At 45.0% G+C, this 20,162-nt stretch carries 15 protein-coding genes, 1 tRNA gene and 2 pseudogenes; 12 read left to right on the top strand and 6 right to left on the bottom strand.

What is annotated here, in order from left to right; genetic code table 11:
* Positions 1-60: 60 nt before the first annotated feature.
* Positions 61-677 (bottom strand): annotated as a pseudogene (locus Q5691_RS24995) (ISAs1 family transposase).
* Positions 678-1,080: 403 nt separating this feature from the next.
* On the opposite strand from Q5691_RS24995, the gene Q5691_RS24990 reads away from it, so the two are divergent.
* The 4 genes from Q5691_RS24990 to Q5691_RS24975 all read left to right on the top strand — a co-directional run bounded on the left by Q5691_RS24990 (position 1,081) and on the right by Q5691_RS24975 (position 5,429).
* Positions 1,081-1,659 carry a ferric reductase-like transmembrane domain-containing protein gene (locus Q5691_RS24990; protein ID WP_333215693.1) on the top strand — a complete coding sequence of 193 codons (579 nt, stop codon included), beginning with the start codon at positions 1,081-1,083 and terminating at the stop codon, positions 1,657-1,659.
* Between the two features lie 102 nt (positions 1,660-1,761).
* Complete coding sequence (locus Q5691_RS24985) at positions 1,762-3,123, top strand: WD40 repeat domain-containing protein (protein WP_333215695.1); 1,362 nt, start codon at positions 1,762-1,764, stop codon at positions 3,121-3,123.
* Between the two features lie 194 nt (positions 3,124-3,317).
* Entirely contained in the window at positions 3,318-3,602 is a 285-nt protein-coding gene (locus Q5691_RS24980; RefSeq protein WP_333215697.1) for a DUF2470 domain-containing protein, read from the top strand.
* Positions 3,603-3,791: 189 nt separating this feature from the next.
* Entirely contained in the window at positions 3,792-5,429 is a 1,638-nt protein-coding gene (locus tag Q5691_RS24975; protein WP_333312132.1) for an AAA family ATPase, read from the top strand.
* A gap of 140 nt (positions 5,430-5,569) precedes the next feature.
* On the opposite strand, the gene Q5691_RS24970 is transcribed toward Q5691_RS24975, so the two are convergent.
* Positions 5,570-6,646, bottom strand: a complete 1,077-nt coding sequence (locus Q5691_RS24970) for a DUF3616 domain-containing protein (protein ID WP_333347758.1) — start codon at positions 6,644-6,646, stop codon at positions 5,570-5,572.
* 509 nt (positions 6,647-7,155) lie between these two features.
* Between Q5691_RS24970 and Q5691_RS24965 the strand changes: the two genes are divergently transcribed.
* The gene (locus Q5691_RS24965; protein ID WP_333215703.1) at positions 7,156-8,259 is read left to right on the top strand and encodes a site-2 protease family protein; all 1,104 of its coding nucleotides are present in this window, start codon (positions 7,156-7,158) and stop codon (positions 8,257-8,259) included.
* A gap of 286 nt (positions 8,260-8,545) precedes the next feature.
* Here Q5691_RS24965 and Q5691_RS24960 read toward each other — a convergent pair whose 3' ends face one another.
* The 3 genes from Q5691_RS24960 to Q5691_RS24950 all read right to left on the bottom strand — a co-directional run bounded on the left by Q5691_RS24960 (position 8,546) and on the right by Q5691_RS24950 (position 13,280).
* A complete protein-coding gene (locus Q5691_RS24960) occupies positions 8,546-12,208 on the bottom strand; it encodes a PAS domain S-box protein (RefSeq protein ID WP_333347755.1) in 3,663 nt (1,220 codons plus the stop codon).
* 409 nt (positions 12,209-12,617) lie between these two features.
* Positions 12,618-12,782 carry a hypothetical protein gene (locus Q5691_RS24955; RefSeq protein ID WP_333215706.1) on the bottom strand — a complete coding sequence of 55 codons (165 nt, stop codon included), beginning with the start codon at positions 12,780-12,782 and terminating at the stop codon, positions 12,618-12,620.
* Between the two features lie 108 nt (positions 12,783-12,890).
* Entirely contained in the window at positions 12,891-13,280 is a 390-nt protein-coding gene (locus Q5691_RS24950) for an AbrB family transcriptional regulator (RefSeq protein WP_333060228.1), read from the bottom strand.
* Positions 13,281-13,545: 265 nt separating this feature from the next.
* Here Q5691_RS24950 and Q5691_RS24945 point away from each other — a divergent pair, with 265 nt between their 5' ends.
* From Q5691_RS24945 to pyrR, 4 genes are all read left to right on the top strand, one after another.
* Positions 13,546-13,989, top strand: coding sequence for an Rrf2 family transcriptional regulator (locus tag Q5691_RS24945; protein ID WP_333077293.1), 444 nt, complete (start codon positions 13,546-13,548; stop codon positions 13,987-13,989).
* A gap of 37 nt (positions 13,990-14,026) precedes the next feature.
* Complete coding sequence (locus Q5691_RS24940; RefSeq protein WP_333215708.1) at positions 14,027-14,410, top strand: GFA family protein; 384 nt, start codon at positions 14,027-14,029, stop codon at positions 14,408-14,410.
* Between the two features lie 362 nt (positions 14,411-14,772).
* On the top strand, positions 14,773-15,852 hold the full coding sequence (gene cbiB / locus Q5691_RS24935; protein WP_333215713.1) for an adenosylcobinamide-phosphate synthase CbiB: 1,080 nt from the start codon (positions 14,773-14,775) through the stop codon (positions 15,850-15,852).
* A 416-nt stretch (positions 15,853-16,268) separates the two neighbouring features.
* On the top strand, positions 16,269-16,802 hold the full coding sequence (gene pyrR, locus Q5691_RS24930) for a bifunctional pyr operon transcriptional regulator/uracil phosphoribosyltransferase PyrR (protein ID WP_333215710.1): 534 nt from the start codon (positions 16,269-16,271) through the stop codon (positions 16,800-16,802).
* 262 nt (positions 16,803-17,064) lie between these two features.
* On the opposite strand, the gene Q5691_RS24925 is transcribed toward pyrR, so the two are convergent.
* Positions 17,065-17,137, bottom strand: a tRNA-Ile gene (locus Q5691_RS24925).
* Positions 17,138-17,322: 185 nt separating this feature from the next.
* Here Q5691_RS24925 and Q5691_RS24920 point away from each other — a divergent pair.
* The 3 genes and pseudogenes from Q5691_RS24920 to Q5691_RS24910 all read left to right on the top strand — a co-directional run.
* Positions 17,323-18,012 carry a hypothetical protein gene (locus Q5691_RS24920; protein ID WP_333215712.1) on the top strand — a complete coding sequence of 230 codons (690 nt, stop codon included), beginning with the start codon at positions 17,323-17,325 and terminating at the stop codon, positions 18,010-18,012.
* A 115-nt stretch (positions 18,013-18,127) separates the two neighbouring features.
* Positions 18,128-19,558 (top strand): hemolysin family protein, encoded by a 1,431-nt coding sequence (locus tag Q5691_RS24915; protein WP_333215714.1) that lies wholly within the window; start codon positions 18,128-18,130, stop codon positions 19,556-19,558.
* Between the two features lie 398 nt (positions 19,559-19,956).
* Positions 19,957-20,162 (top strand): annotated as a pseudogene (locus Q5691_RS24910) (IS701 family transposase); the annotation flags it as partial.

The raw sequence follows: 20,162 nt of genomic DNA, 5'->3' as shown, positions 1-20,162 counted from the left end.
ACTGTAGTCTCTGCCTAAATAATCTTCTTTTTTAGCTACCTCAAACCACTCTTTCACAGCTTAATAGAGGAGTTTTTTATTCCCGTTTAAAGCTAAAACATAATCTCCTTTTTTCTTGAGAATTAGAGATGTTATGTCTTTTTGACAACCCATAGCATCTATGGTTATTACACTTCCGGCAATTTCTAACATTTCTATTAATTGCGGAACTGCTGTCAGTTCATTTGATTTTTTATCGACTTTTTTTGACCTAAAACCAATTGATGAGATGAAGACCATGCTGTAAATATATGTAGCGCTTTTTGCTGGTCATTTCGGTCATAAGATTGTTTCATTGTTTTGCCATCAATGGCAATCACGTTTAGTTCTAATTCCCCGACTATCGCATTTACCCAACTCAAAAAGCATTCTTGAAACTGTTGTGGTTCAATTCGGGCAAATACCCGACTAAATGTGTCATGAGATGGTATGCCATTCGGTAATTCTAGAAAGCTTTTTAACCATTCATATTTGGCATTACCATAGGCTTCTATTGCCACCCATCCGTCGGCACCGCTGATAATAGCTAGAATCGCAATCGCTATAATATCTTTGAGTAAGTGTTCTTTACTTCTTTCTATTCTGGGGTCTTTCAAATTGGCAAAATGTTCTAAAAAACTGGCATTTAAAATATTCATTGAAGGCAATGAATCTGTTTGTTTTTGTTGGGAAGTTACAGCTTTACTAAAACCTCTTGCCATTGATAGCACCCTAAACTACAACAAACTACATTGAAATTTAGTCGGATTTAACTGTAGCATATTTTGGGTTCCAGTTAAGATGCGTTTACCCTGAGTCCTTTCTTATGGAAAGGGGGTATTATCAGTTTGTAGTTGGGCGCGATACCTAGCCAAAAGTTCAGGTAATCTCCTCAACCCAAGGTCAGCTAATTCTGACCTTTTTTTATAGGTAACAACTCAACTTTTAACCAGCTATTTTTGCGAATAAGTGTTTTAAGCTTAAAACTTAATTGACATTGCAATTTCCAAAAGCTAGACTAGCTTCAATTGGAGTTTACCTACTTAGCAATGAGAGTAAGTTATGCAATTTTCAACGATGGATTTAGATACATTCTCTCAGGCGAGTTTCCTGGGATTTGCGGCCTTAACAGCCTATATCCTCACACTGCTTCCCACAAATTTGAGAATTGTTTTCCCTCTGACAAAAAAAACGGGCTTTCCCCAATGGCTGCTGAAATATCGGCGTTTCATTGGTCTGCTCTCTTTCTTTTTAGCTGTAGCTCACGGATTCGTCTTTTTCAAACAAAGAAACTTTGATGTCTTCGATCTCAAAACTTATTTTGTTTACTTTCAGGGAGTATCAACATTCATTATTTTTACTCTCTTGGCTATCACGTCTAATGATTGGAGTGTGAAAAGGCTAAAGAAAAATTGGAAAAAATTGCAGAGTCTCACTTACCTTGCTATGTTTTTAGTAACCTGGCATATCTGGGATAAAATGGCCGATCACTGGACATATTTAACGCCTGTTGGAATTGCAGCGATAACCGCCATAATATTTTTATTCCTCTGTCGCACCTGGATTGAGCGCCAATCTAAACCACAAAAACATCAGCCAACCGCAGACAAAGTAACAGTGCTAAATAAAAGTGTTGGATAGCATTTATCAAAGTGAGAATCCAGCCGCAACCTCCGCGATAATTTTCGGGAATTGAAATCCGGAAGTTTATTTTACATAAACTTAGTTTTGGAGGTCATGTTTATGATATCAAAAGCCGTTAAATGGAAAAGTTTAGCCTTGACATTAACAGCAGTTGTAACTGCGACGGGCATCGGCTTATACAGGTATTTTGCGGAATTAGAAACAACTGTATCGCAATTTAAATCGGGGTTGCTCACTCAATATTCTAGCAGTTTTAAAGATAATTCAGGGTGGATTTACGCGATCGCACTCAGTCCAGACGGCAAAACTTTAGCCAGCGGGAGTTATAGTGGCATTATCAAAATCTGGAACTTGCAAACCGGCGAATTGCTTTACACCATAAAAGCACATACCGATGCAATTGAATCCCTCGCCATTAGTCCTGACGGCAATCTTCTGGCTAGCGGGAGTTGGGATAACCGGATTAAATTGTGGAATCTCAAAACCGGCATACTCATCAATACATTGAAAGGTCATGCGGATGATGTCAAGGCAATAAGTATCAGTCCGGATGGAAGGTTACTCGCTTCTGGCAGTACCGACAAAACTGTAAAATTGTGGAATTTTCCCGATGGCAAACTACTGGGCACACTTCCAGATACAGACTGGATTCAATCTGTGGCTTTTAGCCCGAACAGTAAAATTTTGGCAATCGGCAGCGAGAATGGAACTATCAAGATTTGGTGGCTTGATGATGGCGGCAATTACACCCTGACTGGGCATTCCGGGCCGGTGAACTCAGTTGCCTTCAGTCCTGACGGGAAAACTTTAGCGAGTGGCAGTGCGGATAAAAATGTTAAGCTGTGGCAGTTTACAAATGGCAAAGTTCTGCACACATTAACAGGACATTCCGACCCGGTGCAGTCAGTTGCTTTTAGCCCGGATGGACAAACTTTAGCGAGTGGCAGCTACGACAAAACTATCAAGCTGTGGAACTTAAAAACAGGCGAACTGATGACAAATTTTGCCGAGCATTCTAAGCCGGTTTGGTCAGTTGCTTTTAGCTCTCAAGATACTGTTTTAGCCAGCGGTAGCGGAGATGAAACTATTAAGCTTTGGCCTGTATCTGTCCCGATTGCGACTCAGGTTCACTCTCCAGCACCAGAGGTAGAGGCAGCACCTTCTGAAATTATCTCCTCCGGTGAAATTGCACATTTGAACCGGAAAGTTTACGACCAAATTGACAAAAGTTGGCGCTCGACTCCCACCTTCAGCACTTCATTAGTTTATCGTGTTGCCGTGAATGAAGAAGGGGTAATTACAGATTGTCAGCCGCTGAACCAAGCAGCGGGTGATTTTATTCAACAAGTTTCTCTTTCTTCCTTTCGCAATGCTGGTAAACATCAGCATTCTTCTCAATTTAAGGTAGTGTTAAAACCCTCTGGGGTGCTTGAAGTCAGCCCGTGGCAAGGGTGGAGCTAATTCTAATAATTATCTAGAAAGTTCGGTTTGATGAGGACTTTTTGAATTACTGAATCACTCGATATTATTGTCTTCTGGTTCTTCCTTCTTTCTCCTTTTATTTCACTCATAACTCTTGATGCAATTCATCGCGGTTGAAAAGTTTGTACCGATCGCAGTACAATCGATCGATATTGCATCTGAGGAATCTCCCCATGTCAGAAACGTTTTCCACTGAGATTAGCGATCGCATCTGCACTCACATGAACGAAGACCACGCTAGCGCTGTCGTGCTATATGCTCAAGCATTTGGCGACCAACCGCAGGCAACGGAAGCTCAAATGCTCGCTATTGATGCTAACGGCATGGATTTAACAGCTAAAGTCAACGACGAAACAGTGCCCGTTAGAGTAAATTTCGATCGCACTTTAAAAGACGCCGAAGATGCTCACCACACTCTCATTGAAATGGTGAAACAAGCTCGAAAAGTTGCTAAGTAGCCAACTGGTCACTATTCTGTTATAATTTTAACGTTCGCAGTACAGACTTTAGTCCGGCTAAATAGTTGTTAAGGAGTCAAGTCCTTACTACAAGCCTTAACTCCGGTTAAGTCCTTTTTAATGGCTAAAGTCCTGACTGCAAACCAAATATTTAATAAAGTTGAATATACATCTAAGATATGAAATAGAATGACAGAAAATTACCCCCAATCCAAAGAATTAGAGGCCATCAATGGCGGTAAAAATAACCATTTCGAGGCACTGGTAAAGCGACTAGATTTGATGATTCGCGCCCGCTATTCGCTGCTGTACATTGTCGGCGCGGAGGAGGAACCGGTCGAAGCCGTAATTGCCCAAGTAGCGCTGCAAGTAACTCCCGCGCGCCGGGTATTGCGGTGGGATCTTGTGCGCGGCTGGGAGGATAACGGTTCTGGGAAAGGTTCGGTAATGGCGGCGCTCGATCGCGTCAGCAAAACTGCAGTTGAAGAATATACAATATTTGTACTGCGGGATTTGCACCCAATTTTGAAATATCCATACAGCGAAAAAAGCGCGGCAGTAGTGCGAGAATTGCGAAATTTAACGCGAGAATTAAAGCGCAGCAAAAAAACTATAGTTCTTACTTCTCACACGCTGGAATTACCGGAGGAATTGAAAGAAGAAGTAACAGTAATTGATTTTCCTTTGCCCAACGTCCAAGAAATCGACAGTTTAATTTCCCACGTTGTGGAAAAGCCGCAACAGTTGCAAGTTAGCGGTTTAGCAAGGGAACAGTTGGTTAAAGCTTGTCAGGGTTTGAGCCGCGCTAGAATCGGACGAGTTTTGGCTAAAGCTTTGGCCGCAAAACAGCAAATTAACGAGTCAGATATTGACGGAGTTTTGGAGGAAAAACAGCAAGCAATTCGCCAAACTGGCATTTTGGAGTTTTTTAACTCCAGAGAATCCCTAAAAAGTGTGGGCGGCTTGGAGAATTTGAAACAGTGGGTAAAAATGCGGCAAGATGCTTTTACTGACGAAGCGCGTCGCTACGGCATACCGAATCCCAAAGGAGTTTTGTTAGTAGGAATTCAAGGCACTGGCAAATCTTTATCTGCGAAAACAATAGCCTCAGAATGGCGTTTGCCGCTGCTACGATTGGATACGGGGAGATTGTTTGGCGGCGTGGTCGGGGAAAGCGAAAGTCGGGTTAGACAAATGATACAATTAGTAGAGGCGATCGCACCTTGTGTTTTGTGGATCGATGAAATAGATAAAGCCTTCGGTAACATTATCAGCGGTGGCGACGGCGATTCGGGAACTTCGCGCCGGGTATTCGGCAGTTTGATTACTTGGATGCAGGAAAAAACCAGTCCGGTGTTTATTGTTGCAACTGCAAATAACGTCAGGATTTTGCCGGCAGAGTTGCTGAGAAAAGGCAGATTTGATGAAATTTTCTTTTTGAATTTGCCCTCAGAATCGGAACGCCAAGATATTTTTAAAGTGCATTTGCAGCGACTGCGGCCAACTAGATTGCGGGAGTTTGATTTGACGGTTTTGGCAAAACGCGCTGAGAATTTTAGCGGTGCAGAAATCGAGCAAGTTGTAATAGATGGGTTGTATCGGGCCTTTGGCACGTTTGTAAACGGACAGCGCCGGGATTTGATGACGGAGGATATTTTGAGGTCGATCGAGGATACAGTACCTTTAGCTGCGATCGCGCGATCGCAAATTGAAGATTTGAAGCGGTGGGCGGCTGAAGCAGGCGCGAGAACAGCTTCTAACGATACTCACTTAATTGATGAATTGAAACGCTACAGCCAGCGGCGAAGGGATGCGATCGACAATTAACCCAATTTGTAGGGTGCCTCAGTTCGTGTCCAATTAATTCTAAAACAAATTCCCTCTGACTCACATTCTTAATCGTATGATGCGTCATTTCCTGGCTGATTAATTCTCTCAAATATCTCCCGTTATGACGCAGCATACTACTACAAACCCAACCTAAAAACATCAGCAAGAATAGAATTTTTTTCAATTATTCTCCCCGCATCCGGCGAATCGTAAACCACTAACAGCGAATTCTGCCCGTCCAAATAGGGAAACAGGCTCAATCCCTCAGCATTGTCCGTACCAACCTTAAAAGGCAAGTCAAACAATACTTCCAAATCTCCCCCATCTTGTCCACTAATACTGTCGCCCGATCCCCCAAAAATTTCCTTCAACCGAAAAACCCTCGTCGCCCCAGATAAAGTCATCGTCGGCCCGGCTAAAACAATCAAATCTTCCCCATTCCAGCACAATTCTCGCACCCCCAAACCGTTTAAATCAAGAAAATGTTTGTTGTACAATTTCCCTCCTTTCCCAATTTCCTTAAGCCTTAAAACTCCCGGTTCTGCCTCTTCAACTTCTATTTCTAAAATTATCGCCCAACCCCGCAGCACCGGCCCCCGCAAACCGAGCAAAATGCGATCGCCCCGCACCGCCAACCCTTCAATATCAAAGCCATTTTCTTTACTCGGAATCGGCACAGATAAATACAAGCCGAGGTGGCTGTCCTCTTTGAGCGCCTCTGTCAGCAAATTGCCTGTTTCTGTCCGCTGCAGACATCCCGCTTTAAGTTTGGTTTCGGGATTGTTTGAAGGGGAAATTGACTCGCACAAAATCCCGTCTTTCATAGGAATGCGCGCCAGCAAATAGCGGTTGACCTCTGTCTCGATTTGTGCTAATTTTTCAATATCTTTGTCGGCGTCTTTGCCTTTAGTTTTTTTGCGTTTTGTGCTGTGAGAACCGACCAGCCAAAGATAATCGCTGCTGAAATCCATGCCTTCGATATCGATTTCGCATTTTCCAGGTAGATCGATAAAATCTGCGATCGCAAATCTTTGATGTTCTCCAAAAATATGAGGCGCGACAAGCGACAAACGCTCGATCGAAGTCGTCTCATCGGAACCCAGCCACAAATGGCCGTCTGGAGTTGAAGCGACAGCGGATAAGTCTGTAATGATATCAGCGACTTCGCTGTTGAATTGCAGTAGCAGCCGGCCGAGCAAAAAAGATTCTGGCATAATTATCAGGATCAAAACTATTCTTAGGGTAAGTCATTATAGTTAAACCTGCTTGAAACTGCGATCTTGCCACAGGTGTAATAGTCCGCCATGAATTACTTCTCCGTCTCAAAGCTGGCATTCCGTTAAAACTGAGAGGTTGCACCATTCTCAATAAAGCTTTTACGGGCGGGCTAGGAGCAAGGGCCACAAGAACATTTAATTTTTGTGGAACAGGCATCTTGTCTGTTCATGACAGAGGTGCAAGATTTGAGTTAAAACCGACTGAAAACAAAAACAGAAAATTAAAAAAGATATCCTCCTCAAGCCTCATAGCAAAAACTTCCGTTTTGAGATAAGAATATTTAACCCCTAGCGGGCAAAACCGCAGTCGGCGGTAATTATTCAGCAAACCGAACCTCCACAGACGGATAACACCCTAATTGAAGCATTAACATCGCCGTTACGTTTCGTTACGATAAGGAGACAGAGAGAAAAACCTCTCATTCGTAAAATCAGAGGTAGCCATTATGAACGGTACATTTCGCGTCGGCAACCTGTTTGGGATTCCCTTCTTTGTCAACGCATCTTGGTTTTTAGTTCTGGGTTTAGTAACCTGGCAGTACGGCGGCGCATTAGCTGCCCTGTTTCCCACATTGGGCCCCGTAGCGCCCTGGATGCTGGGATTATTCACAGCGTTACTGTTATTTGCTTCCGTCTTAGCCCACGAATTAGGACACAGTTGGGTAGCCATTAAACAGGGAATTGGCGTGAAATCGATTTCGCTATTTCTGTTTGGCGGACTGGCTAATTTAGAAAGAGAATCTAAAACCCCAGCCGAAGCATTTTGGGTAGCCATTGCAGGCCCGTTGGTTAGCTTATTTTTATCCGGTTTGTTAACAGCGATCGGCATCGGTGCTGGTCTCACAGGCCCCGCAGCGGCCATCGTCGGACTTTTAGCTTCCATCAACTTAGTTCTAGCCTTATTTAACTTAATTCCCGGTTTGCCCCTCGACGGCGGCAACATCCTCAAAGCAATCGTCTGGAAAATTACTGGCAACCCTTACAAAGGTGTAATTTTTGCTAGTCGCGTTGGTCAAATAATTGGTTGGATTGCCATTGCTACAGGCATCTTTGGCAATATTTGGAATCTAGTAATCGGTTGGTTCTTACTGCAAAATGCCGGTCAATCTGCCCAATATGCCACAGTCCAAAATCAACTGGCAGGCCTGACAGCCGCAGATGCTGTTACCCCCGAAAGTCCGATCGTCTCCCAAGACTTGTCCCTCAGAGAATTTGCCAACAACTACGTGATCGGTAGCACTCAAACCTGGCGCAGATTCCTGGCAACAGATGATGCCGGACAATTGGTAGGTGCGATCGACCTTGATGACCTCAAAACCATTCCTACCGGACGCTGGCCCGAAGTTTTGGTTAAAGAACTCCTGAAGCCGATCGAATTTTCCACAACAGTCAAACCAGAATTATCCCTCCTCGAAGTCGTCACCCTTCTGGAACAACTCAAAGTACAAGAACTCCCCGTCATTCGCGAAAATGGTGTCCTCGTCGGACTTGTAGAAAAAGCTGAAATTGCCCGCCTGTTACAAAGACGAGCCGAAGCGAACCCTGCTTGATATCCTCCGATACTTGACAAATAAGAGTTAACCCCCTCGATTTCCCCTTACCAAAAGGGCGATCGGGGGGGTTAACTCTAGCTTGAAAAAAGTCAATTCAAACACTCAATTATTAGCAGCAAATCAAGCATGATAATTATCGGAGTGTATTGAGCATCTGAGCGAGGATTTTATGCCGTATCATGACTATTGTGGCAGTCGCTAAAATAACTGTTTTGGGAGCATCAATGCAGAACAGCTACTTTATAGATAAGGTGAGCTTAGCCGCACCCGAAAACTCAGCAATCTACAGCTCAATTTCAGCAATCAAATCTAGTATTTTTTGATAATCAAAATTATATAGATGATTCCTCAGAACTTCCGCAAAAACATCATTATCGCTGCCGATTTCCTCAATAGTTGTGGCAATCAAGTCGAAGTCAGCCTCACGAACTGCCTGTTTTAGATTCCTCGTCCATTCTGGGGAAACTTTTGGCTTGGAGTCCAGCGTAAATATTGCAGCACTATCAGATATTTTTTCTTGTAGCATACTTGAACTCTGCGATAAATCATTGACTTCAACATATTTATTGATGACTTCACCAGCACCCACTGCGGTAACAACTTGAATATCAAACTTGAAGACCGTCCCTTGTCCCACTTCGCTCTCGACGGTAATGTCGCCGCCCATTAATCTTATGAACTCGCGGCTGATGTTTAATCCTAAACCCGTACCTGTTTGAACTTGCTTTTCTGATGAAGTTTGCACCAATAATTCAAATAGGTTTTCTAATTTTTTCGGGAAAATACCAACTCCTGTATCGGCTATTTCAAACCCAATAAAAATAGTTTTTTGAGGTTCTCCAATATTTAAGTAGTTTGTGGTAGGCTTATTGATTCCTAATTGTTTGTGCCATACTGTGACGGAAACTGAACCTGTTTCGGTAAATTTAACCGCATTGTCTAAGATGTTGATCAGCACTTTTCTCAGCTTAATATCATCAGTTTGCACGTATTGGGGGACATCGCAAGAGCAGTCAATAATTAATTGCAATCCTTTATTTGCCGCCGGAATCTGAAACATATTTTGCACATCCCCCAGCAAGCGGTAAAAGTCAAAAACTTTGGCGTTGAGTGTCATGCGCCCAGCTTCTATTTTAGATAAGTCTAAAACTTGATTGATCAGTTGAAGCAGGTGTTCTCCGCTGCGGCGAATAATTTTGATATTTTCTTGTTCCGGCAAAGTTAAATTAGCGCTTGGTTCCATTAATTGAGCGAAGCCGAGAATGGCGTTGAGGGGGGTTCGCAATTCGTGGCTCATGTTGGCGAGAAAGAGGCTTTTAGTTTTGTTGGCAGCTTCTGCGGCTTCTTTAGCTTGCTGAAGTTCTTGTTCTGCTTGTTTGCGATCGCTCGTATCAATGATTATGCCGTGCCAGACAATATCTCCATTTTCGCGCAATTCTGGTCGAGAATAGCCTTGCAGCCATTTGAGTTTTCCCGATGCTGTCACAATCCGCCACTCGTGGGAAAATGGTTCTAGATCAGTGGCACTTTTGACAAATGCCTCGAAGTGGCTGGAGCGATCGTCCGGGTGTATTTGTTCGTAGAGTAAAGCAGAGTTGTTCTGGATTTCCTCCGGCTCTAATTCTTGAATTTCTCGGCATAGAGGACTGATATATTCCATCTTGACTGAGCCGTCGGGATGCTGCACGAATATGTAAAGTTCTCCGGGAACAGTGTTCGCTAATTTGTGAAACAGAGCTTCGCTTTTTTGCAAGGCTAATTGTGCTTGTTTGCGATCGCCAATATCAATCCCAAATCCAAACAAAAAATCGAGGCTGCCACCTTCGTCGAGCACCGGTGTGCCGTACCACTCGACTAACAAAGTTCGATCGTCAGAAGTGAGAATGCGATGTTCGTTAACCGTTTGCTCCCGCGCTGTTACGCCCGTAAAAATTGAATGTAATCCGGCTCGATCGCTTGGGGGTACAAATGTCGCTAAGTAATCCTTGCCTACAACTTCTGTGGCAGTATAGCCCACCGCTTCCAGGATACTGTGATTCGCCAGCAGGATTTTACCCTCAGAGTCGATCGCCACAAAAAAAATCGGGGAATTTTCGATAATCTTTAAGTTAAAGTCGCGCTCTTGACGGATAATTTTTTCAGCTTGCTTGCGCTCCTCAATTTCGAGCTGCAAGCGGGCATTGATCGAGGCTAGCTCGATCGTGCGATCGACTACTTCAATTTCCAGAGTACGGTTGTAGTCAGCCAATATTTGCTCTGCCTGTTTGCGAGCCGTGATATCTTTAAACACAGTAAGAACATAAAGGATATTCCCCGCACCGTCAAACACCGGCAGCGCTCGCACTTCCAAACGAATATTTTTCCCGTCTCGGCGAATATCCATATCTTCCGCAATCACCTCGAAGCCACTCAACGCCCGCACAAACGGCATTTGCTCGGCAGGGTACAGTTGATTAGTGCCTGTTATATAAATTTGATAAGCTTGTGGTAGCTCTTGTGCGGTAGCATCGGGCATTTCTCCTCTACCCAATATCTGCTCACCCGCCGAATTCATGAAAATAACTGCGCCGCGCGGATTCATCGCCGAGACTCCAACAGGCAAATTTTCTACCAGTTGGGCAAATTTTTCTTCACTTTCTGCCAAAGCTTGAAAAGACTGTTTCAGTTGAGCTGCCATCTCGTTAAAAGACTGGGCTAATTCGCCGACTTCCTCAAGCCTACTGACAGTAACAGGGCGATCAAACTCTCTGGCGGCAATATCTTTAGCTGCTTCGTTGAGCCGCAGCAGCGGCAGCGTTACCCACCTCGCCGTCAGCACTCCGGCAATTGTCGATAGCAGCAGCGCCGCCAAACAAAGTAAAATTGTAGCGCGCGTATTTTTGTTAATTTGCCCCATAAAATCGGATTCGGGAACTGCGATCGCAATCAGCCAGTTCAAACCGTAAACATCAGAAAAAGGCAGCACTTCCACAAAATATTCCTTCCCATCTCGGCTAAATTTCAGTTGCTGCCGCTGCTTAATGTCGCCAAACCCCCCGAAGTGTTCGTACAAATATTTAGCTGCGGTGCGAATGACAGGAGTTTGGCTGTCTAAAACATTCACCCGCTGCAGTTGCTGCTTTCCAGACATCTTCCTAAAGGGTGATTCTTGACTCGAACTGGCAACCAGCAAGCCAGATCGTTCGATCGCGAAAATTTGTCCCGTTTTGCTAAGCTTAATGCGATGCAGATATTGCTCAAGCTCCGAAAGCGAAAAGTCTACGCCACAAACTCCCAGCAATTTACCATTTCGATCGCGAATCGGTTGGCTGCCAGCAATAAAAACAGTCCCAGGATTAAAACCCGGATAAATGCTCGTCCAAATCGGTTTATTAGCTGCGACAGCTTCTTTGTACCAGGGACGGAGACGGGCATCGTAGGTTCTGGGTTCTGCCTTTAATTTAGCGGTGCGAGTGCCTAGGCTGTCTGTAGCGTAGTAAATGCTCTGAAACTTGGTAGACTTGTTTGCCGCGACAATTTGCAAGCTGTTATCCGTGGGGTTGCGCCAAATTCCGAGATATTCTCCTGATTTTTCCGCACCGAGGGAAATCCACTGAATGCTTTTAAACGAGCGCATTTGCTGCCAGAGGAACTTCTCTCCCCGAGGCTGCGGCTTTTCTAACTGTAAGTTTAATTCACCGCGCTCGATCGCTTCAGCGTTAAGTTGATTTACCCACTGGGTAGGTTCGAGAAAAGAAATCAGCTTTTCTTCAACTCTCTTTCCCGTCTCCGCGATCAATTTATCCGCGAGTTCTTCGACTGCTTTGTCTCCGTTGCGAAAGGACAGATACCCGACAATCCCGACTACGGCGACAATTTGCAGCACAAAAGATGCCACTAGAAGGTGACGCAGGGAGATTTTTGTTTGGTGTTGAGAAGTTTTACTCGCGAATCGGGGCAACGGCATAGGCTGATGGCTAATTGCTCCCTAACACTTTAACTGTTCCAGCCTGTAATTTCACTCTGACGGGGCGATCGAGGTGTTTCCTTGCCCTCAAAACCCCTCGCATACAGACACAAATCACGAGCAAGCACGAGACTTATACAATTTTAGATTTTAGATTTTAGATTTTAGATTAAATAATTCCGAATGAATGATGAAGCTCTTGCTTTCGAGCTTCGCTACAGTTGCACTCTTTTTTTCAACGAGTATGACGCACTGTTAGCTGAGAATACCTCCGCCATTTTCTTGCTTTCGTGAGTTTCCTAGCTCAACCAAACCTGATTCTTGCGTGGAACCTCGACCATCGAAACTCAACATTCATCCGTTAAATCCGCTATACAATCCCTTGGTGAACATCCATGCGTTACATCCGTTACATCCGGTAGCACAATCCGTTGCCGAACTTCTCTTTAACAGCTACGCGGAAAATCCCCCGCTTGTCCAAACGGATAGAGCGAGGGGCGAGAATAGGTATTCTCGGAAAATATAAAGTAGTGGCAGTGGCTGTTGTCGAGCCATTGCCATCTATAGAAGCCATACTATTTGAGGCTCACAAAAAGATTTCAGAGCCAATTGTCTGCTTGCAGTCAATGCTTGAAGTCAAACCAACCTGTTCAAGCAAGAAGTCAAAGCAAGTCGTAAAGGCCTAGGCTACTTCTTCTTCTCGATCAATTTGGCGCAGGTGAATGTGCTTGCGTCCCAGAGAGATTTCAAATTCATCTCCTGGCTGGAGTTCCATCTGTTTGGTGTAGGCAGCTCCAATCAGTAAGTTGCCGTTAGATTGAACGCTAATCCGATAGCTGGCAGAGCGTCCGCCACGTCCATTGCCGTTTTGCTTCCCGTCTAGCTGAATGCCTTCTGCATCAATCAGCGCATTGAGGAATTTCATCATGTTGACCCGTTCTACGCCGTTCTTGGTAACGGTGTAGTAGCCACAGGCTCTAGCTTTTTCTTCCTTGGTAAGGTTCTCTAGGTCTTTGACCTTTTTGATCAGATCTTCGCCTTCAAGGGGTTCGATATTTTTCTTTTTAGCCATTTACTGAGTCCTGAAATATTCAACTGGTGTACGGATTTTTTCTCGGTTGGTTTTTGGTTTGACCAAGAAACTTTAGCTTTATAGCTGGTCGTAAAACTATATTACACCGATCGGCTCAATTGTTAACCACTATTATCTAAATATTTTTAACAACCTGCAGTATTTCTTGAGGAGTAGCTGCAACCGATGCGAGCAATCTCTAAACTCGGTAGCATAAGCTATCAGCTATCAGCTAGCTGAATATTTGCCCCGCTCTTAAAATCCCATGAAGTTAACCACACGCGGACACTACAGTGTCAAAGCATTACTGGATCTAAGTTTGCAACCTCGCTATGGCCCGACATCGGTGAAATCGATAGCGAAGCGACAGGAGTTACCTGCTCCGTATCTAGAAAAATTGCTGATTGAAATGCGACGAGCCGGTTTAGTCCAATCTGTTCGGGGTTCCCAAGGAGGATATCAATTGGCCCGCCAGCCCGCTCAAATCTCTTTAGGACAAATCTTAGAGGCTGTAGGTGAAACTATTGAACCTTTACCTCGACATTTTCCCGACGCGACGCAAGCAGAGGACTGGGTAACATTCAGTTTGTGGAACCGATTGCACAAAAAACTTGCCGAAGCGCTGTACAGTATTTCCCTCGAAGACTTATACTATGATGTCCGCAGTTGGCAAGCGGCTCTTGGCGAAGAAACTAGCTTTATCATTTAAATGGTAAGTTCATTCATTCGATCGCCAGCAAGCACACATGGACGCAACACTTGTTACTTACTTTGGTGGCTGTCACTGCGGAGCTGTCCGCTTCCGTGTCGCCGTTGACAAACACGAAGCATCAGATTGCAACTGCTCTATCTGCAAAAAGAAGGGATTTTTGCACCTCATTGTGCCGCCGGAACGTTTTACCTTGCTCAGTGGCCAAGATGTTTTGACCACCTATACATTTAATACAGGAACTGCTCAACATACTTTCTGCGGAATTTGCGGCATTCACTCGTTCTATCGCCCCCGATCGCATCCCGATCATTTCGATGTCAACGTCCGTTGTCTTGACTCAGATGCCATCGAACACTTTCAGATCCTACCCTTTGACGGTGTTAATTGGGAGGAGAACGTACACTTGCTCGGCGACTAAACTAATCTCAGCAGTTAGAGCAACCACGCCTGATGATGATGAGGTTTTGAATTGCTCAAACCCTTGCCTTTATTGCTTCTTCCTTCTTCCTTCTACAATAAAATCGCCCCTCAAAAAATCAAAGTCTGCAAGGGTAGCAGGAGTTAAAATCTGCTCTCTGGGGCGATTGCTCCTGCTCTGACAATCAAGGAAGATGCTTCGAGTCCCCGGAGGCATCCGTGGAGCGAGAAAAAACCTCCTCGCTCCCCATCGCAAGTCCCCGGATTGATCGGTGGGGTCGCTTTCTTCAATTCCTTAATCTAAAATCTAAAATCTAAAATCTAAAATCGATTGACGGACTATCAAGTTTGACACAATATATAATGATGCCGGATGAATTTCCTGTTTTGATTTTAGCTGCGGTGTTGGATTATTCGATCGGCGATCCTTGGGGTTGGCCACATCCCGTGCAGGCGATGGGTTGGGCGATTGACCGCTATACTCGACTTGTCTTTAATATATGGAATAATCCCGCAGGCAAAATGCCTGAAGCAGAGGATCGTCCCGCTGGCGATCGGCACAAACTGCTGCTACGATGTGCTGGTACAATACTAGCGATCGGGCTGATTGTAGGCAGTTATACTGTCAGTTGGTCGATCGTCCAAGCTGCTAGTTGGGTGCATCCTGTTTTAGGTATTGCCATACAGACCATTTTGCTGGCAAGCTGTTTTGCCGGTCGCAGTTTGAGGGCGGCAGCAGAGGATGTGCTAGCACCTTTAAATGTTGGAGATTTAGTCAAGGCGCGAGAAAGGTTGAGCCTTTACGTCGGCCGGGATACCGAAAACTTATCCGAGCCAGAAATTCTGCGAGCATTGTTAGAAACTGTAACAGAGAATGCAGTCGATGGCGTGACAGCACCGCTATTTTATGCCTTACTTGGGTTCGCTCTGCCGCATCTATTATTAAGTGTTACCGGTTCGCCGATCGATCCTAACTCGATGTGGGCGACTGCTATAGTCCCCTTGGCGATCGCTTACAAAGCAGCCAGCACATTAGATTCTACGATCGGCTACAAAGAAGCCCCATACACAGATTTAGGATGGTTTAGCGCCAAACTAGAAGACGTGCTGACGTGGATTCCTTGCCGGCTAACAGTGATTACTTTAGCCGTTATATCGGGCAAACCGATTTACATTTGGCAAATTTGTCAGAGAGATGCTGTTAAAGATGCCAGCCCCAATTCCGGTTGGAGCGAGTGCGTTTACGCCGCCATCTTGGGAGTACAACTAGGAGGTACTAATTCCTATCGCGGAGTTCTCAAACACAAACCGCTGTTAGGCGAGCCGGATCACCCTATCACAGCGCCGCTAATTTGCCAAGCATTGCAATTAACTCGGTATTGCTTTCTGATTTGGTTGGGACTATCATTGCTTTTTTATACCTTATTATGTTTGAGCCGCTAACTGATGACCTCATCCGAACAGTCCAGGAGACATAAATAACGTATTTCTGTCATTGTTCGCGCTCCAAGCATTGCAATCGCAGCATCTGCTTTTCATCCGTTCTGGGTAAGCCCAGCAGAAGACAGATATAAGCCACCGACAGAAGCAAAAAAAGTTTTGACCCAAAGCATCCAGGATACAAGCCCCCGGATTCATCCGTCCAGAAATAAAAAACCTGTATCCGATCAACAAGCCCCCGAATTTATCCGTGGGGTCAATGCTAAAATCTAAAATCTAAAATCTAAAATCTAAAATCTAAAATCGATTGACCTTTGTTCAAACCCCTAGATTCCTCTGTCAAGTCAATCTAAAACCTCAAATCTAAAATCTCCAATTGTTCGATATGCCAACAGCCAACAATTAGCTCGCAGCAACCCATGACTAAAATTATCGAAATTTTATCCCCTGATGAAGTGAGGCGCACTCTCACGCGCGTCGCTTCCCAGATTATCGAAAAATCAGGGAACCCCTCGGAGTTAGTGCTGTTGGGCATTCATAGTAGAGGAGTGCCTTTAGCTCAAATTTTGGCAGATCAAATTGAAGTGCTCGAACAAGTCAAAGTACCCGTGGGCGCTTTGGATATTACCTTTTACCGAGATGACTTGGATCGAGTTGCGATGCGGACACCGGCTAAGACAGAAATTCCTTTCGATTTGACGGGCAAAACCGTGGTGTTGGTAGATGACGTTATATATAAAGGCAGAACGAGTCGAGCAGCTTTGAATGCGGTAAACGATTACGGGCGGCCGGAGAAAATTTGGTTAGCGGTATTAGTCGATCGTGGCCACCGAGAAGTACCGATTCAGCCAGATTTTACGGGTAAAAAGTTGCCGACTGCAAAGGAAGAACAAGTTAAGGTTTACGTTCAAGATCTCGACGGGCGCGACGGAGTGGAGTTAATTAAGGGATAATAGGATTTTAGATTTTAGATTTTAGATTTTAGATTGGGCACAAATGACTGTTAAACAAAGTCCAGCTAAATAAACTACTTAGGGTGCGCTGTAACTAGCGCGTCAAGCCACTTTTTGCGTCCATCACCGAGCAAAATACTTCGTTTCCGCCCGCTGACAACGTAAAAAACCCGGTTTCTACCAGAATAGGGGCTTTTGGGTAAGCAAGCCTCTGGGAAGAAACGGGGTTTTTCGCGCGCTGAGCGTCCTAAATTATGAAAAATCGGCAGTGCAGGAGTTGAACCTGCCTGGGGCGAATTATGAGTTCGCTGCCTAAACCGCTCGGCCAACTGCCGTTAAGTCGATTTGTTCGACCTAACTGAAAATGAATTATAACATAATTTCTCAGTCCGTGCTAGAACTAGAGAACAAAAATCAAAATCTTTAGATCTGCTGAGTCCCGATCGCCTGTTAGCCAATGTTAGGCAAGCCGATCGACCGGGCCAAGCAGTTTCTAGGACTCGGCATAAACTTATAGGCAATGGCAGTGAATTCGACGGTAGTTCTGACTCTAATTCTGCTCGCTCTCATGTTTGGAGCAGGCGTGACGAGTTCTGTTTGGGGATTTACTATAGGTCGCGAAGCCTTGCAAGGAACGACTCAACCCGATGTTCGTCCCAGCAACAATGCTGGCAACGGCAAGCCTGGAAAGACGGCTAGTAAAGACCAAGTGAGCATTTTGAAAGAAAAAGACATTCTCACAACCGTCAAAGCACGGGTAGAAGGTCGCGATCCCGAAAAAACGGCCGGGGCAAATACTAAAACAGAGAAGGCAAGCTCTAAACCAGCCGCGGCAAAAAAACCGGCTGCACAAAATGCTAGCGCCAAGTTTCCCCTGAACAGTCGCGACGGAGGAATAACCCTGGAAGTGAGCGCGGCCAGTCAGCGCAACAATTCCATGCTGCTAGACGTGAGCATGAAAAATGAAGGCTCGCAAGCTGTGAGGTTTCTCTACAGTTTCTTGAACGTCACTGACGATCGTGGCAGGGCCCTGAGCGCGACTGCCGAGGATTTGCCGTCGGAACTGCCCCCCAACGGGCAGGTGTTTTACGGTACGGTGAGTATTCCCACAGCTTTGCTGGAAAATGCTAAGGAAGTTTCGCTGACGCTGACAGATTATCCAGGTCAAAAACTTCAGTTGCAAATATCTGGCATTCCAGTGGCGAAGTAAAACAAAAGGAGCAAAACCTCCAAAGGGATTCTCACGTTTGATCGAGAAAGTTTTTTTAGGGAGCATTGTGTCACTTTTAGGGGCGAGAGTGCAGGACATATCTGATTTACCCGCGATGAGTTGGACAGAGGTGCTGTCGCGGTTGCTGTCAGTGCTGTTGCTGATTGCGATCAATGCTTTTTTTGTGGCGGCTGAGTTTTCGATGGTGACGGTACGCCGATCGCGCATCAATCAGTTAGTGGAAGCTGGCGATGTGGCAGCTTTAACTGTGCAATCTTTGCAGCAAAGTATTGAGCGATTGCTCTCGACAATGCAGTTGGGAATAACTCTTTCTAGTTTAGCTCTCGGCTGGATTGGGGAAAGTACGATCGCCGTGCTAGTCCGAATGTCGATCGGCTATTTGCCGCTGCCAATTTACATCAAGTCGGCGATCGCCCATTCTTTTAGCATATCAATAGTAACTTTTTTGTTGCTAGCTTACGTGCAAATCGTACTGGGCGAACTTTTTCCCAAATCTGTAGCGTTGCTGCATTCCGAACAGCTAGCCAGAAGTTTAGGGCCTCCGAGTTTATTGATTGCCCGTGTGTTCAAGCCCTTTGTGTCGTTTCTCAATCAATCTACTCGATCGCTCTTGCGGTTTGCGGGCATCGAATACGATCTAAGGCACCGGCCGGTTACTCCCGAAGAATTGCAATTAATTATAGCTACCTCCAGCGAATCCAGCGGCTTGGAAGCAGAAAAGCGAGAATTGCTCAACAACGTGTTTGAATTTGGCGAAGTTTGGGTAGAAGAAGTAATGGTGCCCAGGCCTAGCATTGTCGCACTTCCCAAGACGGCAACCTTTCAAACTTTGCTCGACGAAATGGCGATTTCTCACCATTCCCGCTATCCCATGACGGGAGATTCTTTAGACGACATTATCGGCATTATTGGTTTCAAACAACTGGCAAAACCCCTAGCTGAAGGTTTGCTATCTCCCGATACGCCAATTTTACCTTGGATGCGTTCGGTGAGGTTTGTACCGGAGATGATGCTGCTGGGGGAACTGCTGCCTTTGATGCAGAGTTCGTCGGAAGAAATTGCGATCGTAGTCGATGAATTTGGCGGCATTTCCGGGTTAGTTACACTGCGGGATTTGATAGCCGAAATTATCGGCCGCAGCTACGAGTCGCCCGACAGCAAAGAAATTGCTTTGCAAGTATTGGACGATCGCACTTATTTAGTGCAAGCGCAGTTAAATTTAGATGATGTGAATCAAATATTGAATGTGGATCTGCCAGTAACTGACGAATATCAGACAATTGGAGGTTTTCTGAGTTATCAGTTGCAAAGAATGCCGGCAGTGGGGGAAGTTTGGCGCGGAGAAAATGTGGAACTTACGGTTGTTTCTGTGTGCGGGCCGCGGTTGGATCAAATTCAAATTCACTTGTTGTCAGAGGCGGCGGGCGATCGAGCTTTAGATGGAATTGCAGCAGCGGATGAGGAAGTTGTGGGGAAAGGGCGAAAGAATAGCGGGGTAAGTAGTGTGGCGAAAATTTCTAGTTGAGCATATTTTAGCGGTATCGGCTCAATAAGTAGCAGGGTGGATTAATTGTCAAAAGAGTAAACCAGTGGGGAAAGGCTATTTGCTGACGAGCACGCGCCAGATTTAATTGGTTGGTCTTGATGAGATAAACCGAAAAGTAATTCGCTAACATATTCAAGTTGATTGGCCATAAATCTTAAAGCTTCAGGAAGTGTATTTGTACCGAGCATCCGAGCTAGAAATAGTAAAAATTGTCTGACCATTGCCCAGTTCGCAGGTGCATTGCCACCTCGATGGATGCAGTTATCCTCATTTAACGTCACATCTTTAACCCAATGCAGCCGATTCTCTATTAACCCTCTTTTGTCACTCTCGTGGTAGTATAAGCAGTGACACACCTCAAAAGCATTGCCAGTCCTATGGTAGAGCCTCGTCAACCAGTACCCACAGTCAAATTTATAGATGAATACTGTCAAATTTATCAAAACATATTTCCAGAAGTTAGGAGCTTTGAAGCTTTTAAGTACTTACATGTCGGTATGATATCAGACATAAAACGCAAAACACTACCATCAATAGCGAAAGTTATAGGGCTAGATAATCATCAAGCATTACACCATTTTTT

The sequence above is a fragment of the Microcoleus sp. w1-18aA5 genome (genome assembly GCF_036701705.1).
Lineage (GTDB): Bacteria > Cyanobacteriota > Cyanobacteriia > Cyanobacteriales > Microcoleaceae > Microcoleus.
The sequence above is the reverse complement of the archived record's forward strand: the minus strand, read 5'-3'. Positions and strand labels throughout refer to the sequence as shown.